Annotated in this window: 20 protein-coding genes and 1 tRNA gene; 3 read left to right on the forward strand and 18 right to left on the reverse strand. The window is 46.8% G+C overall.

Features of this window, described 5'->3' with window-relative positions:
* Positions 1–34 precede the first annotated feature (34 nt).
* Positions 35–1,084 carry an LCP family protein gene (locus AC0YN0_RS21090; RefSeq protein WP_475823010.1) on the reverse strand — a complete coding sequence of 350 codons (1,050 nt, stop codon included), beginning with the start codon at positions 1,082–1,084 and terminating at the stop codon, positions 35–37.
* 226 nt (positions 1,085–1,310) lie between these two features.
* On the opposite strand from AC0YN0_RS21090, the gene AC0YN0_RS21095 reads away from it, so the two are divergent.
* On the forward strand, positions 1,311–1,664 hold the full coding sequence (locus AC0YN0_RS21095) for a DUF4870 domain-containing protein (RefSeq protein ID WP_475823011.1): 354 nt from the start codon (positions 1,311–1,313) through the stop codon (positions 1,662–1,664).
* A gap of 38 nt (positions 1,665–1,702) precedes the next feature.
* Here the strand turns inward: AC0YN0_RS21095 and AC0YN0_RS21100 are convergent, their stop codons facing one another.
* From AC0YN0_RS21100 to AC0YN0_RS21125, 6 genes are all read right to left on the reverse strand, one after another.
* A complete protein-coding gene (locus tag AC0YN0_RS21100) occupies positions 1,703–2,041 on the reverse strand; it encodes an MmcQ/YjbR family DNA-binding protein (protein ID WP_337103853.1) in 339 nt (112 codons plus the stop codon).
* Positions 2,042–2,196: 155 nt separating this feature from the next.
* Positions 2,197–3,351 (reverse strand): cation:proton antiporter, encoded by a 1,155-nt coding sequence (locus AC0YN0_RS21105; RefSeq protein WP_475823012.1) that lies wholly within the window; start codon positions 3,349–3,351, stop codon positions 2,197–2,199.
* A 129-nt stretch (positions 3,352–3,480) separates the two neighbouring features.
* On the reverse strand, positions 3,481–3,765 hold the full coding sequence (gene rpsR, locus AC0YN0_RS21110) for a 30S ribosomal protein S18 (RefSeq protein WP_137186049.1): 285 nt from the start codon (positions 3,763–3,765) through the stop codon (positions 3,481–3,483).
* 27 nt (positions 3,766–3,792) lie between these two features.
* The gene (ssb, locus tag AC0YN0_RS21115) at positions 3,793–4,323 is read right to left on the reverse strand and encodes a single-stranded DNA-binding protein (protein WP_475823013.1); all 531 of its coding nucleotides are present in this window, start codon (positions 4,321–4,323) and stop codon (positions 3,793–3,795) included.
* 36 nt (positions 4,324–4,359) lie between these two features.
* Complete coding sequence (rpsF, locus tag AC0YN0_RS21120) at positions 4,360–4,644, reverse strand: 30S ribosomal protein S6 (protein WP_442049851.1); 285 nt, start codon at positions 4,642–4,644, stop codon at positions 4,360–4,362.
* 173 nt (positions 4,645–4,817) lie between these two features.
* Complete coding sequence (locus tag AC0YN0_RS21125) at positions 4,818–5,792, reverse strand: ABC transporter substrate-binding protein (RefSeq protein WP_475823014.1); 975 nt, start codon at positions 5,790–5,792, stop codon at positions 4,818–4,820.
* Positions 5,793–6,036: 244 nt separating this feature from the next.
* Between AC0YN0_RS21125 and AC0YN0_RS21130 the strand changes: the two genes are divergently transcribed.
* Positions 6,037–6,219, forward strand: coding sequence for a YjzC family protein (locus AC0YN0_RS21130; RefSeq protein WP_475823015.1), 183 nt, complete (start codon positions 6,037–6,039; stop codon positions 6,217–6,219).
* Positions 6,220–6,594: 375 nt separating this feature from the next.
* Here the strand turns inward: AC0YN0_RS21130 and AC0YN0_RS21135 are convergent, their stop codons facing one another.
* The 5 genes from AC0YN0_RS21135 to AC0YN0_RS21155 all read right to left on the reverse strand — a co-directional run bounded on the left by AC0YN0_RS21135 (position 6,595) and on the right by AC0YN0_RS21155 (position 8,679).
* Positions 6,595–7,053, reverse strand: a complete 459-nt coding sequence (locus tag AC0YN0_RS21135; protein ID WP_475823016.1) for a helix-hairpin-helix domain-containing protein — start codon at positions 7,051–7,053, stop codon at positions 6,595–6,597.
* 81 nt (positions 7,054–7,134) lie between these two features.
* A tRNA-Ser gene (locus AC0YN0_RS21140) sits at positions 7,135–7,225 on the reverse strand.
* Between the two features lie 87 nt (positions 7,226–7,312).
* Complete coding sequence (locus AC0YN0_RS21145; RefSeq protein WP_475823017.1) at positions 7,313–7,522, reverse strand: DUF951 domain-containing protein; 210 nt, start codon at positions 7,520–7,522, stop codon at positions 7,313–7,315.
* Positions 7,512–8,387, reverse strand: coding sequence for a mechanosensitive ion channel family protein (locus tag AC0YN0_RS21150; RefSeq protein ID WP_475823018.1), 876 nt, complete (start codon positions 8,385–8,387; stop codon positions 7,512–7,514). Before AC0YN0_RS21150 ends, AC0YN0_RS21145 begins: the two co-directional genes overlap by 11 nt.
* A 49-nt stretch (positions 8,388–8,436) precedes the next feature.
* The gene (locus AC0YN0_RS21155) at positions 8,437–8,679 is read right to left on the reverse strand and encodes a putative Se/S carrier protein (protein WP_442049857.1); all 243 of its coding nucleotides are present in this window, start codon (positions 8,677–8,679) and stop codon (positions 8,437–8,439) included.
* A 108-nt stretch (positions 8,680–8,787) separates the two neighbouring features.
* On the opposite strand from AC0YN0_RS21155, the gene yyaC reads away from it, so the two are divergent.
* Positions 8,788–9,411: a spore protease YyaC gene (gene yyaC, locus AC0YN0_RS21160; protein WP_475823019.1), complete on the forward strand. Its 624-nt coding sequence runs from the start codon at positions 8,788–8,790 to the stop codon at positions 9,409–9,411.
* 36 nt (positions 9,412–9,447) lie between these two features.
* Here the strand turns inward: yyaC and AC0YN0_RS21165 are convergent, their stop codons facing one another.
* The 6 genes from AC0YN0_RS21165 to rsmG form a co-directional block, all read right to left on the reverse strand.
* The gene (locus AC0YN0_RS21165; RefSeq protein ID WP_475823020.1) at positions 9,448–9,930 is read right to left on the reverse strand and encodes a DUF4446 family protein; all 483 of its coding nucleotides are present in this window, start codon (positions 9,928–9,930) and stop codon (positions 9,448–9,450) included.
* Between the two features lie 26 nt (positions 9,931–9,956).
* Positions 9,957–11,123, reverse strand: coding sequence for an aminotransferase class V-fold PLP-dependent enzyme (locus tag AC0YN0_RS21170; protein WP_475823044.1), 1,167 nt, complete (start codon positions 11,121–11,123; stop codon positions 9,957–9,959).
* Positions 11,124–11,252: 129 nt separating this feature from the next.
* Positions 11,253–12,104, reverse strand: a complete 852-nt coding sequence (locus tag AC0YN0_RS21175; protein ID WP_475823021.1) for a ParB/RepB/Spo0J family partition protein — start codon at positions 12,102–12,104, stop codon at positions 11,253–11,255.
* A complete protein-coding gene (locus AC0YN0_RS21180; RefSeq protein WP_337103838.1) occupies positions 12,085–12,858 on the reverse strand; it encodes a ParA family protein in 774 nt (257 codons plus the stop codon). The genes AC0YN0_RS21175 and AC0YN0_RS21180 overlap by 20 nt, the downstream gene beginning before the upstream one ends.
* A gap of 205 nt (positions 12,859–13,063) precedes the next feature.
* Positions 13,064–13,882, reverse strand: coding sequence for a nucleoid occlusion protein (gene noc, locus AC0YN0_RS21185; protein WP_475823022.1), 819 nt, complete (start codon positions 13,880–13,882; stop codon positions 13,064–13,066).
* A gap of 583 nt (positions 13,883–14,465) precedes the next feature.
* Positions 14,466–15,191, reverse strand: a complete 726-nt coding sequence (gene rsmG, locus AC0YN0_RS21190; protein WP_475823023.1) for a 16S rRNA (guanine(527)-N(7))-methyltransferase RsmG — start codon at positions 15,189–15,191, stop codon at positions 14,466–14,468.
* Positions 15,192–15,195 lie beyond the last annotated feature (4 nt).

Raw genomic sequence — 15,195 nt, forward strand, 5'->3', positions numbered from 1 at the left:
TGCTATAGTCTAGAGCGATAACAGCCGTTTTAGCTTACTCTACTTCTTTATTCTCGCTAGAGAGCGATTGTACCTCTTTTTCTTTCTGAGCCATATATTTCTCGGGCAGTTGCAGCGCAGCTGCCGGCGTATCTTCATTCAACCAATTGTCGATCATAACCCTCACATTTGACAAGTCCTCTTCATCGGCAAAATAATACCAAATCCCGCCGCTGACGAGCCGTCTGCCCTCTCCCGTGAGAGAATGGCTGTAGATATGGCGCTCCTTCGAAAGCAGTAGCGACTGAGCCAGATCAAGCATTTGGTCAGGACGCATATCCGTCTCGAAGTTGTTGCCCATAATATCGATCAGCTCCGGAATCTTCGTCCACTGATTCATGCTCGAAGCCTTATCCATCATCGCGCCGAGGAAGGTTTGCTGTCGCTCCGTCCGGCTAATATCGCCGCCCGCATCCTCGCGGTAGCGTACATAATAGAGCGCATCTTGCCCGTTATAGCTGCTCTGTCCACCCTTGATCGTGAACTTCTCATGGTTCGGATCCTTATTAACGATGTCCTCTTCTATCGGAAGCGAGATGCCGCCGAGCGCGTCAATCGCCTCGCGGAAGCCTTCGAAGTTGATCGAGGCGTAGTAGTTGATCGGCGCATCGAACAAGTTCTCCACCGTGTCCATCGCCATTCCCGCTCCGCCGAATGCATACGCATGAGTAATTTTGTCCTCTTTGTCCTTGCCTACGATTTCCGTATACGTATCCCGAGGGATCGAGACCATTAGCAGATTGCCGTCAGACGGCCGTACGACCGTATAGATCATCGTATCCGAACGCCCAATCTCCTTGTCCCGCTGATCGACCCCAAGCAGCAGCACGGAGAACGGATCCTTCTCCTCTGCAGTAAAGGTTACCGGCATCGGCTCGCGTCCAAGGACCGGTTTATATGTTTTCTCCAGCTGTTTCTCTATTTGTCCGGCAACGAACCAATCGAACCCTAGCGCAGCCAGCGCGCCTCGATTGAAATACCCTGCAACTGCGGCGATGACCAATATGGCAGCTGTCGCCGACAGCCATTTATACTTTCTTTTCATAGCAGATTGCTCCCATTCACTCTGTTGTCACTTTCGCTCATCTTACATTCTAGACGATCTATTATAACAACAGGTTACAAAACTTTTACAACGGATTGGTGGCAAATGTGGAAAAATGAAGATAAAACTTGTAAATGATTAGAAAATTAAAAAGAGGTCTATTGGCTCTCGGCATCGAATACAATCATTGCATAAATATGTTAATAGGAAAGGGTGATCAATAATTATGCAACATCCATCAATCAATCCCGACAGCTCATCGACTGGTCTTGATCCCAAGGTTGCAGCATTGCTTTGTTATTTAGCCGGGTTCATTACAGGCATCATCTTCCTGGTCATCGAGAAACAAAGCCGTTACGTCAGGCTGCATGCCATGCAGTCGACCGTTATTTTCGCGGCAATCTTGATCATCAACATCGTTTTGGGCTTCATTCCGTTCCTTGGCTGGCTGCTCGGACTTCTGCTATCGCTAGCTACCTTCGTGCTTTGGATTGGCCTTATGGTGCTGGCGCTGCAAGGCAGAATCTACAAGCTTCCTGTAGTAGGCGACTTCTGCGAGAAACAGCTAAGCAGGTTCTAAACACAATGCTCTCAGCAGCTAGCGTACTAAACGCAGCATTAGCCTAAACCGTGTTTTCTTCGATCAGCCTTCGTGAGACTGGCAACAACGAGCTCATAGGAATGATCAATCATTGCATGCAGCTCCTCCTCGGACAAGGAAGCATCGATATGCACGGTATTCCAATGCTTCTTGTTCAAGTGATAACCAGGCTTCACGGCTTCGTGCTGTTCGCGCAAGTTTTGGGCGATGACGGGATCGCACTTAAGCGAGATCGATTGATCGCCGAATAAAGCGAACATTTTGCCTGCAACCTTCATCACGAGCGGTTCGGGACCGAACGGATATTCCTCTGTTGCGCCCGTCATCTGCGCGCAATACATAACAAGCTGCTGCATACCATCATTCTCCTTTCCATTCGTTAGTCATCATCCATTATAACGAATACAGTAGAGGATTCGCATCTCTATTGTCATTTCAGCGCCAATAGGCTGCCCTCGCTCACTTACGAGCATAGGGCAGCCTATTCGCGGTCTCTTTTATCGAATATGGATTAAGCAGCTCCCACTTGACGTTCCTTCGGAAACAACAGCTTAAGCAGGGGCGGCGTTACGAGCGTCGTAATAATGACCACCATAATGACCGAAGTGAAATAGGCAGAAGGCAGCAGACCCGATTGCAAGCCCGATGCGGCGATAATAAGCGCCACTTCGCCCCTTGATACCATTCCCGCTCCGATCGCTAGCGAAGATCTTGTATCGAAACCCGTTAATCGCGCACCGATTCCGCCGCCTAGCAGCTTCGCCGCAATGGCCACGATGGACAATACCACAATGAAGGCAATCTGATTCCCGAGCCCTGTGAACGTAATATTGAGTCCAATGCTGACGAAGAAGACGGGCACGAATAGCGCATTTGCTATAACCGCTACCTTCGTATCAACCTCATGCTGGAACGACGTCTGCGAAATTGCGATACCCGCTGCGAAAGCGCCAATAATGCCCGCTACGCCCATCCATTCGGCGAAGTAGGCACTGGCCATGCATACGATAAGAGCGCCGCTTATGACCGTCTCCGTCACTTTAAGGCGTGAGATCAGTTTCATGAAAGGCGGAATGATCCATATAGCTGCAGCTATAATAACGATGAAGAATAACACCTTCTTGCCAATTAGCAGCGGCAGCGACACATCTCCGCCCCCTCCAAGCATACTCATCATGACGGCGAGCAACACAACGACTACGACATCGTCCACGACCGCTGCGCCAAGTACCGTCGTCCCTTCTCTTGAGCCAAGCTGGTTCATCTCCTTCAACGTTTGGACGGATATGCTGACGGAAGTCGCGCAAAGCAGCAAGCCTAGGTAGAGCGATTCGTTACTCGAGAGCCCGAAAGCTTCGGCAATGGTGTATCCGCCTATGAACGGCAGTATAACGCCGCCTATCGCCACGGCGAACGCGGACTTCCAATTGTCGCGGAGCTGTTTCAAGTCCGTCTCCAGTCCCGCGATGAACATTAATAGCAGCACGCCGATCTCGGCCATATGATCGATGAATTCACTTGGCTCCACCCATCCGAGCAGAGCAGGGCCGATAATAATGCCGGCAATCAGCTTACCCAGCACAGATGGCTGCCCTAGACGTACGGAGAGATGGCCGGCAAGCTTCGTTGCAACAATAATAATAGCTAATTGCAGAATGAATAACATGATGGTTCCCTCCAAACAATGTTACTAATATACAACGGGGGTTCGTATTTATTCATACGAACCCCCGTAAATAAACAGAGGAGCCCGCTGGTGGCAGGCTCCTCCGAATATTGCTTATTCAATTAGCGACTATTCAGTCGTGTATGGAAGCAATGCGATTTGACGCGAACGTTTAACAGCGATAGTAAGCAAGCGTTGGTATTTCGCGCTTGTACCCGTTACACGACGTGGCAAGATTTTGCCGCGCTCGCTGATGAACTTCTTGAGCAAATCAGTATCTTTATAATCAATGTGAGTAATTTTGTTCACAGTGAAGAAACATACTTTACGACGTTTGTTACGGCCGCCTTTACGTCCGCTGAACTTACGTTCTGGACGCTCATCTCCGCCGTTATCTCTTTGCTTGAAAGCCATGAGTCATATCCTCCGTTTCGCAATAAATTAAAATGGCAAATCATCTTCCGAAATATCAATCGGGCGTCCGTCATCCTGGAAAGGATCACGGCTGTTGCTATTCGAGTTATTACCGGAACGATTGCCGCCGCCATAGGAAGAGTTGCCTCCGCCGTATGAGCCGCCTCCGCTGCTATTGCTTGTACCGCCGCCGGAAGCACTGTACCCGCTGCCGCCCTCTTCACGCGCTCCGCCTTCTTTGTTGGATTCCAAGAACCGAACGTTATCAGCGATAACTTCCGTCACGTAGACGCGTTTGCCTTCGTTGTTCTCGTAATTCCGCACTTGAATGCGTCCTTCAACCGCTGTTAAGCGGCCTTTGCGTAAATAGTTGGCGCAAGTCTCAGCAAGCTGCCGCCAAGTTACGACCGGAATGAAATCCGCTTCGCGCTCGCCCTGTCCGCTCGTGAACGGACGGTCAACCGCAATCGTAAACTGCGTTACCGCAACACCCGCAGGCGTATAGCGAAGCTCGGGGTCTCTCGTCAATCTGCCAATCAGTATAACACGGTTCAACATCGTTTCCGACCTCCCAATCGCTTGCGTTGACTAGACTTAAGCTACGTCTCTGACGATCAATGTACGGATAACTTCATCCGTAATCTTCATGACGCGGTCAAGTTCATTCACAACTTCAGTCGTTGCGTTGAAATGTACCAGTACAAAGTACCCGTCACGAAGCTTATTGATCTCATACGCAAGACGGCGTTTTCCGATCACGTCTGTTTTCGTGACTTCTCCACCGTTGGAGATAATGCCATTGAATTTATCAACGAGAGCTTGAAGAGCCTCTTGCTCAACGTCTGGACGAATGATGTACATTACTTCATATTTGCGCATATTGTTTCACCTCCTTTTGGACTAACGGCCCCATAAATGGAGCAAGGAACGAGCCATAGGCTCGCATCTCTATACTATATCAAATTGAATACCACATGACAAGTACGCTTTACTTGTAAAATAAAGAAGAGCCGTCCCTCGTTCGCTGCGAAGGTACGGCTCTTCTAAATTTATTACTTCACGATGCTTTCCAATACATCGTCGATGACTTGGGAGAAAGCTACCGTTCCCCCATACAGCCAGCTCGACGAAGCTGGGTACTCATAGACATTGCCGCTTTTTACAGCCGGAATCTCTTTCCAGATCGGATCATTAAGCATCTCGGAACCTGAATCCTTGTCGCTGTTGATCAAGAACAGATGGTCGGCATCAAGCTCCGCCAGCTTCTCAAGCGAGATCGCCTTCCAGTTGCCGCCTTCTGTAGCGGAAACTTCTTTAACGACTTCTGGAACTGGTATGCCGAGCTCTTCATACAGCAAGGAACCGGTAGACAAGCCTTCACTTACCATATAGAAGTTTTTCCCTACCAGCCAGATCGCTGCCGCGGATTCGCCTGGTGCTGCTGCTGCGATTTTTTCCTTCGCTTCTTTTGCTTTGGCATCATACGTCTCAAGCGCCTTCTTAGCTTCTGCATCTTTGCCCAATACTTCGCCGACCTTGAGCAAAGCTTCGCGCCAGTTGTTATTGATGTCATCACCAAGAACGAACGTTGGAGCTATTTTGTTATATTGATCGTATTTTCCTTCAACCGTTGAAGACATGCCCACAATAATAAGGTCCGGCTCCAAAGCAGTTACCGCTTCGAATGGAAGGTCATGCGCCAATGTTGGCACGCCAGCAAGATCACCTTGCAGATAATCCTGAATTCCGTTCGGCACTGACCATTGCGCTACAGGTTTAACGCCTAGAGCAACCAAATGATCCTCTAGGTAGGATGCGATAATGCGCTGCGGATTCGCAGGAATCTTCACTTCGTTGCCAAGCCCGTCCACTAACGTTCTCTCTTCCGCAGCCGCCGGTGCATTCGTTGCCGCATTACCGGAATTGGCATTTTTATTATTATCGCTTGCGCCGCATGCTGCGAGCCATAACGACATAACCATCAAACTAATCAATACGAGTACAAACTTCTTGTTTCGTAATACCAAGGTACTTCCCCCTAATAAGTAAGTTTCTTATGAACGCACAACACGGCACGTCTTCTACACCATTAAGATGATAACAATTCTCATTATCAAAGTCAATCGTTCAAATTTCGGCAAATTTATGAACGTACATGCGACAACCGTATTCTGCTACTTATGTGATGAGCGTTTACTGCTCATACTAAAGTCCGAGCGACCATAGACAGTTGCTCAGTATTATCAATTCAATAAGCTGGAGGCGAGCGGCATGGGCGAATGGACATTATTTTCACCGGGCGACAAAGCTCCTAATGACGGCACTTATATTGAGGATGGAGTCAATTCGTATCATATGGGGATTCAGAATCCGAAGAAAGTAACGCTTAGTAAGGGCCAGCGCTTTCCCGACACGTCCAATCATGAACGCAAGTGGAAACGATTGGGTCATTAATTTTTTTGTAAATGTGATGAATAGTAAAGCGGATATCGGGTCATATTAATATCGACGGTGATTAGAGAGGTGTGGTTCCGTTGAACCGTTTGGTGAAAGGGCCTTTAGAGGATTTCGTCCACTCAGTTTAGAAGCGGAGGGTTGTGCCAAAGACTACCGTCTGTAACACACGCGCATTCGAGCAACCATATATACACCGTTCAAACGGATATGTATGTCTGTGCTCAAAAGGGTAATGAAGCTATCAGCTGATTTGTTCCGATTGACGAATGATGGCTCATGCTTTCTGTAATTTGTAGTGTGAATTGATCGACTCAACTTATCAAACACCGTCCAAGGAGAGAGCTCGCGAGAGCTCTCTTCTTGCTTGTGGTTTCATTGATGCCAAGCTTTAGCTGGCCGATCGGTAGGATAGCCGTGCTCGCTTCTGTACGCTTTACGCTTGGCGGTAAAGTCCCACCACTGCTTGTCGCTGTCTGGATGATGGGCATGATGGACAGCCAGCCGCATCACATCTTCTACGCAAGGATCCATCCAGACGCCATGGAGCTTCTCTAGACGGTTTACGAGCTCCTCGCCGCTCTCTCCCCCATCTTTAATGTCCTGCAGCGTGTGGAAGCCCAGCTCTATAAGATTATGCGCTAATGATGGACCAATAGAGGGTACTCGCTGAAACTGCGCTAAGGCGCATAGTAGACTCGCCCTATCTTCGCTAATGTCCAGGATTCCAGCCATTTCAGCTGGGCTGTAATCAGCGATCTGAGCTAACTTGATCTTTAGCGTTCTAAGGCGCTTGCGTTCATCATCGGTTAACGGCAGCTTTGGCGTACTCATTTGGTGAGCCCTCATTTCTCTTCAATATTAAGACACAAAAAAAACGATCCGCGTGCGAACCGTTTGACTGTTAGTTATAAGTGGCGGAGAAGGTGGGATTCGAACCCACGCACGCTTTGACACGCCTAGCTGATTTCGAGTCAGCCCCCTTGGGCCTCTTGGGTACCTCTCCGCATTCAAGACAAAAATTATCTTAACATATAGGACAGACTATTGCAACACCTAGCATGAAATATTTTTGATCTCGCAGTGTGCCTATTTATTGCTGCTCTTCCTGTGCCTTTGACCTAAGTACTTTTTTCATGTTTTTCTCGAACTTCGCTCGTGGCACGAGAACGCTATGCTTGCAACCCACACATTTGATTCGTATATCCATCCCCATGCGTATAATCTCCATTTCATTCGATCCACAGGGATGCTGCTTCTTCATTAGTACTATGTCCCCAAGCTCGAATTGCTTACGCTCCATCCTTCACGCCTCCCTTCTCATTCCTTTGAAAGGTAACCATCCTCGGATACGGAATTTCGATCCCATTCTCATCAAGCGCCTTCTTAATCTCAATATTCAGCTTACGCGCCATCACTGGATGTGTATTCGGTTTGCATTCAGCTATGATTCGAACCGTTACGCCGGATGCCGCAATGGTCTGAATACCGAGCACCTCCGGTGCATTAACCAAATTCTCATCCTGCATGCCGGCCATCGTCTTCCGAATTACTTCAAGTGCGCGATCGACGTCTTCTTCGAAAGCGACTGCAACATCGACAACAGCGAGCGTATTGTTGATAGAGAAGTTCGTCACTTCATTTATCATTCCATTCGGAATAATATGTATCTCGCCTGTCCAGCTTTGTATCCGAGTCGTTCGAAGTCCGATCATCTCTACCGTCCCTTTGAACTGCCCTGTCTGGATAACATCGCCCACAGCGAACTGGTCCTCCAAGACAATGAAGAAACCCGTAATGACATCCTTCACCAAGCTCTGCGCACCGAACCCGATCGCAAGCCCAAGTACGCCTGCTCCTGCCAGCAATGGCCCTAGATTTATTCCGAACTCAGACAATATGAGCATAGCGGCTATAAAATAAATAACGTAAGAAGCAACGTTATTCATGAGCTTACCGACCGTCGTCATTCGCCTGCCTTGACTGGAAGGCCGCTTCGCCTCCCGCTCCAGCACAACCCGGTTAATCGTCTTATGAATAATCCATACGGCAATCCGGCATATAACCAGAATAAGAACGATTCGCAGAACCGAAGTTCCAAAGCCTTGCCATAGTTCCTTGTCCGTCACCCAATTTACACTGTTTGTATACAATTCTCGAATGGTCATCGGAACCATCCCTCCATTGCCTTTAATCCCCTGTTAGCCTCAGGCTAACCTATATGTCTATTTGGACATATCCTGCAACCGTATCCGGCTTGAATATGCCTCTTATTTCTACATGTTCCTGCTCGATGACATCCTTAACCGTCTCCATATCCTCTTCCGGAAAATGAATCGATAAGGCGCAGCCTGCCGTAATTTCTTTCGGCGTTGGACAAATATCTATATCAACGTCAGCGTATTCCAGCAGCATTTCCGCCCGTAGCGCCTGCTGCGTAGAGTCAAATGCGATTAGCATACGCACCTCCAGCATTCAGTTCGTACTTTTTTACTATGTGAGCCTACGTATAAAATGGTTGTCCTATCCATATACTAGTATCATATTTGCAATTAGCGGAGGGATTCTATGAAGCTACCATTTATGAAGGAAACACCTTTGAAGGTACCTTACACGACCGCGAATGTAGTCGGGCTGCTCGTTAACCGGATAACCACAATGCTCGATGAACAGGCTGGCAAACGCCCTCTTGTTATTGTATGCGTCGGTACTGACCGCTCGACCGGCGATTCGCTAGGTCCGCTTATCGGTACTTCCTTGTCCAAATTCAGAAGCTCTCATTACGCCTTGTTCGGTACGCTGGAAGAACCTGTCCATGCCATGAATCTAGAAGAAACTCTTCTAGATATCAATCGCCGATTCCATAAGCCCTTCATTATCGGCATTGATGCCTGCCTCGGCCAAGTATCGAGCGTTGGCTCTATACAAGTCGGCTCTGGCCCGGTTCGTCCAGGCGCCGGCGTGAACAAAGACCTGCCTCCTGTTGGTGATATGCATATTACGGGCATCGTTAATGTTGGCGGGTTCATGGAGTATTTTGTCCTGCAGAACACTCGCTTGCACCTGGTTATGAAGATGGCGGACATCATTTCGTTAAGCTTATTTACCGCTGTAGCTAATTCAGTTCATATTGCGTCCAGTACCCGTGAACAAACCGCTGCCTCCGACTACACATCCCATTTACATCTATAAAGGATAGGAGCCTATAAAACCGCTGTGTGGCCCTTATTATTTCGCTGTCTGAATCGCTTTGCGTTCTTCAGGTGTTAGCGGATACGGGGACTCGCCCTTCTCAATTGGTTTGGCATACACGTACGTATTTTCTCTGCTATGAATGCCCGATAGTACAGCCCCATCATTCGAATCATTCACAATGGCGATGGAGAAGCTTAAGTCGCTTCCCTGCTCTGCGAATGCATTGTAACGAAGCACACCGACTCTGCCTTTCTGCTGAGGCAGTGCTTGCTCTACTGTTGCGAGTTGCGTCTGCAAACGTTCAATCGTTTGGGCTTGTTTGTTCAGTCCATCCTTCATTTCAACGATTACATCTTCGAAGTTTGTTATGCCCGTATTCCCCATCACTTCCGTATATTGTTTCCTTAATCGTTTCAACCTACTGCCAAGCACCGCGATCCAAATGAATAAAATAATAACGAATAAAGCAACTACTGCCGTTACTGCATTCATCGGATTTGTCGTCCAGTCTTCCATGGTTGTCTTCCGCCCCCATTTTAATTCTACAATCCGTAGTTCTTCGTTATCTCCGTCATCGCATTCGTCAAAGCATCGACTTCATCCTCTGTTGTGAACAAGCCTACGCTTGCTCTTATCGCACCTGTAGATGTTGTTCCGGCGCATGCATGTGCGAGCGGCGTACAGTGGAAGCCTGCCCTTACTGCAATGCTATAATGCTGATCAAGTATGAAGGACAGCTCGGACGGATCGATTCCATCTACAATAAAAGCAACAATTCCTGTACGCTGCTCCCCAAGCTTTGGACCTAACAGCTTCAATCCCGGCACTGTACTTAGCCCCTCCATCATTCGCTGAGAAAGCGTCCATTCTTTAGTATGGATGTTCTGTACGGTCTCATTCAGCACATACTGCACGCCGGCTCTAAGACCTGCTAGGCCTGGCGTATTCTGCGTTCCCGCTTCGTACCGATCCGGCCTTACCTGAGGCTGTTCACGCGCCTCAGACTGGCTTCCAGTGCCGCCATGCAGCAATGGCACCAGATCCACCTCAGGATCGATATACAAGCCTCCTGTGCCCTGTGGGCCAAGCAATCCTTTATGTCCTGGAAATGCCAGCAGATCAATACCCATCCCTCTTACGTCCACCGGAAGAATACCTGCGCTTTGCGCTGCATCTACAAGAAGCTTTATGCCTTTGCTTTTCGTCAGCTCAGCTATCTTATCTATGGGTATAATCGTTCCGAGCAGGTTCGAACTGTGATTAGCAACAACTAACGTTGTATTGGACTGTATCGCTGCGGCTACATCGTCAATATTAATGTTCCCTCGTTCGTCCCCTTCTACATACGTCACTTCAATGCCAATCGTTTGCTCTAAATAATATAGAGGTCTTCTTACTGAATTATGTTCAACGGACGTCGTTATGACATGGTCACCTGGCTTAACCCATCCCTTAATCGCCATATTTAGCGCCATCGTTGTATTGGAAGCGAATGCGATGTCATTTGGGTTTTTTATATTAAACAATTTGGCAAGCTGCTTGCGCGTATCGAACAATATGCGACTAGCTCTTACCGCCATCGCATGACTGCCTCTCCCCGGATTAGCAGCATCATGGAGCATAGCCTGTACAACCGCGTCTGTCACCTGTAGCGGTTTAGGCCACGAGGTAGCGGCATGATCTAAATATATGAGCGGCTGTTCGCCAATCCCCACTCCAATCACTTCCTTCTATAAAATTCGTAACTAATATACCTTTTAAGGCACAACAATGGCATACCTTAGTTTAATCTTTCAAATCGAAGATTACAACTCGGGTATGCCATTGTTCAGCAGGTATTATGCCATGTATTGAAGCAGCTCCAATAGTCTTTCCAAATCCTGTTTGCTATAATATTGGAGCTCGATTTTACCTTTATCCTTTTGCTGCTTAATCTTCACTGTCGTCTTAAACCGATCTCGTAAAGACTCTTCCAAATGATCGATATAAGGATCGCGTTTTTTCTGGCTAAGCTTCGTTTTACTTTCCGGTTGCTTGGCGTCAAGCTTCTGTATCGCTTCTTCCAGATCACGAACAGTCCACTCTTGACTCACGATGCGATCAGCGAATTCTCTCTGAATAACTTCGTCCTTAATACCGACTAACGCCCTTGCATGACCCATTGATATTGTTCCACGTGAAACATTATCCTTGATTTCCGACGGAAGACTTAACAGTCGAACGAAGTTCGCAATATGGGAACGAGATTTACCTACCTTCATTGACAACTCTTCTTGCGTTAACTTGAACTTATCCATAAGCGCTTGATAAGCAATAGCTGTCTCAATCGCATTCAAATCTTCACGTTGAAGGTTCTCAATGAGGGCAATCTCCATCACTTGCTGATCGGAGAAGCTTCTTACTACTGCCGGAACGGTTGTGTTTCCGCAAAGTTGGGATGCGCGGAAACGCCTCTCCCCTGCAATAATCTCATATCCTTTAAGCACAGTACGAACGATAATCGGTTGAATAACGCCATGCTGCTTAATGGATTCAGCTAATTCCTTAATGGAGTCCTCATCAAACGTTTTACGCGGTTGATATGGATTCGGTCGTAACTGTGCTAACGATACATCAATGACTTTATCGTCATCATTGACAGATAGCGATGGTATTAGTGCGTCTAATCCTCTACCTAGCCGCTTGCTCATACGTTATCACTTCCTTCGCGAGTTCAAGATAAACTTCCGCGCCTTTGGATCGTGGGTCGTAGGTGATAATCGCTTGCCCGTGTGAAGGAGCTTCGCTCAGACGCACGTTGCGCGGAATGATGGTTTGGTACACCTTTTGCTGAAAATACTTTTTGACTTCTTCGATGACTTGAATGCCAAGATTCGTTCTTGCATCAAGCATCGTAAGTAATACGCCTTCAATTTGCAGCGTCGTATTAAGATGCTTCTGAACAAGTCGAACTGTATTCAACAATTGGCTCAGACCTTCAAGCGCATAATATTCGCATTGAATTGGAATCAGAACGGAGTCAGCAGCCGTTAAGGAGTTAATCGTCAATATACCCAATGACGGTGGGCAATCGATAAGAATATAGTCAAACTGATCTTTGACCATGTGCAAAGACTTCTTAAGTCTAAGCTCACGCGAGATCGTGGGTACTAATTCAATCTCAGCACCTGCTAGCTGTATGGTTGCAGGAATGATTTTTAAACCAGGAACGTTCGTTTCCACCATAGCATCCTTAGGATGGACTTCATTAATAAGCACATCATAAATACAATTGGCTACATCCGCCTTGTTGATGCCAAGCCCGCTCGTTGTGTTTCCTTGGGGATCTATATCCACGAGCAATACTCTTCTACCCAACGACGCTAGACATGCAGCCAAATTAACGGACGTAGTCGTCTTACCGACACCGCCCTTCTGATTGGCAATAGCAATTATTTTGGACAAAACTGTCTCACCTCTTATGCAAAACTATTATAAAAAACCACACATAAACGAGATACTTGTGCCTCTACATTGATGAAAATACGGCTACAAATGGCATCGCCGCCCTCAGCGAGGGCGGCATCGAGCATGATTCATTGCTGCGTTGCGTAACCGTGCCAAGCAGCTATATGTATCATTTTATAACGAATATAAGTATCGATCATTGCTATCTTTTTGGAATTTGAATGACGATTTCATAATGATCGTCATGATCCTTCTCGTTCGTCTTAATTTGCAGACCTGAACCTGACACCATCTCAATCGATTGACGGATCGTATTCAACGCAAGACGTACATCTTTCGTGAACGATATGCGCTTAGCCTTCTTCAGCTTCGTCGACTCTTTCAAAAAGGCGATTCGAACCTCAGTTTGCTTCACATTCAAATCTTTAGTTAGTATTTCATCCAAAACTTTATGCTGCAGCTCTTCATTATCCAAGGAAAGAAGTGCGCGGGCATGTCGTTCTGTGATTTTTCGTTCCGCTAGCGCTTGCTTGATGGTGTCACTTAACGCCAACAATCTGAGCTTATTAGCGATGGTTGATTGACTTTTGCCAAGCCGCTGCGCCAAGCTTTCTTGCGTTAATTCATGCAACTCTATTAGCTTCTGATAGGCTATCGCTTCTTCTATAGCGGTTAACCCTTCACGTTGCAGGTTTTCAATAAGAGCAATTGAAGCCGTTTGGGAATCGTTGAATTCTCGCACAATGCCTGGAATCGTATCGTACCCGAGCTTAGTTACAGCACGCCAACGGCGTTCTCCAGCAATAATTTCATACCTGCCATTACGCATTCGGACTACAATAGGTTGAATAACACCATGTGTCTTAATCGTTTGGCATAATTCATCAATACGATCATCATCGAAGATCGTACGTGGCTGGAATGGGCTCGCATCAATATCCTGAATTGGAATCTGACGGACCTCTTCTTGCGCGATGCGCTGCTCGGATAAGCCGAATAAACGAGAAAATTGTTCTTTCATATCGATAATTACCACCCGATCATGAGATAAACCTTCCAAACTATCCTATTTTCTTGCTATCTCGCTACCACTTTTACGTAGGGAACCAATCTTCATAGATGATGATTATCCTGTAAAGTTTAATTATAAACCTATTAACAGGCATCATCAAGCACGATCAATCAATCCTGTAGTCATAGGACTTAGAATGAACCATGCTATGAATAATCAACCTACTGATTGGTAGGAAAACTCGAGGAACGACATGAAAGAATGATAGATTAGAAGGTTTTTGCAATAAACTCGCTTTAACAGCAGGGTTGGATGCTCCAGACTATCCATTAGTTAAGCGTTAAGCATTTCCAGCTTAATCAACTATAGTCATGGTATAAGCGGAGCTTCCTCCTCCTATTGTGATGTTAAGCGTTAGAAACTGTCGCAACTACGAGCCAACAAGCTTATATCACGTCCATTACATCCATAACATTATAATTCGACTTAATGAGGTCTATCTCCTGCTTGATAATCGTTCAATTCCATATAAATGTACAAAGGCTCAGCAGATCATTTTGAATGTTCCACGTGAAACATTCATCACTCCATATTAACCGATAAGCGGCTGCTTAAGTGGTGTTCCTGCTTTTCTTGGGTATTTACGCGGAGTCGCGTCGAGCTTCTCTATAATGACGATATGTCGTTCCGATTGTTCATTCGGAAGCTGCAGCTGATGCTGAGCTTTAATCTTCGCCTTGAGCTCACGCAAGCTGAATGACGCCTCTCGCACCTCTTCCTCCGATTGGGAGCCTTTCATAGCAGCGAATAGTCCATTTTTGCGAACGAAGGGTAAACAAAACTCATTTAATACATTCAACCTTGCGACCGCTCTTGCAGTAACTAGATCATAGCTGTCTCTATGCTCTGGCAGCTTCGCTATATCTTCAGCACGGCCATGAACACAGGAAACATCCGAAACACCTAATTGCTCCACTAGAAAATTAAGAAACTGGATTCGCTTGTTCAATGAATCAACGATTGTTACTTTAAGATGAGGAAAACAGATTTTAAGTGGGATGCTTGGGAAGCCTGCACCGGAACCAATGTCGGCTATCCTCTCAACCTTATCTATATTTACAAAAAAAGAAAGCGACGCCGAATCGTAAAAATGTTTCTCGTATACGGCGTCCCTTTCCGTTATGCCAGTCAGATTCATCTTTTCGTTCCATTCCACTAACAAACGGAAATAGGTGTCGAATTGCTCAAGCTGTAGTGGAGAGAGCGTGATTCCGCTCTCCTCCATACGTGATGTAAACCATTGCAACGTCTGATCCATAAGC

The organism is Paenibacillus sp. J22P218 (assembly GCF_056269195.1).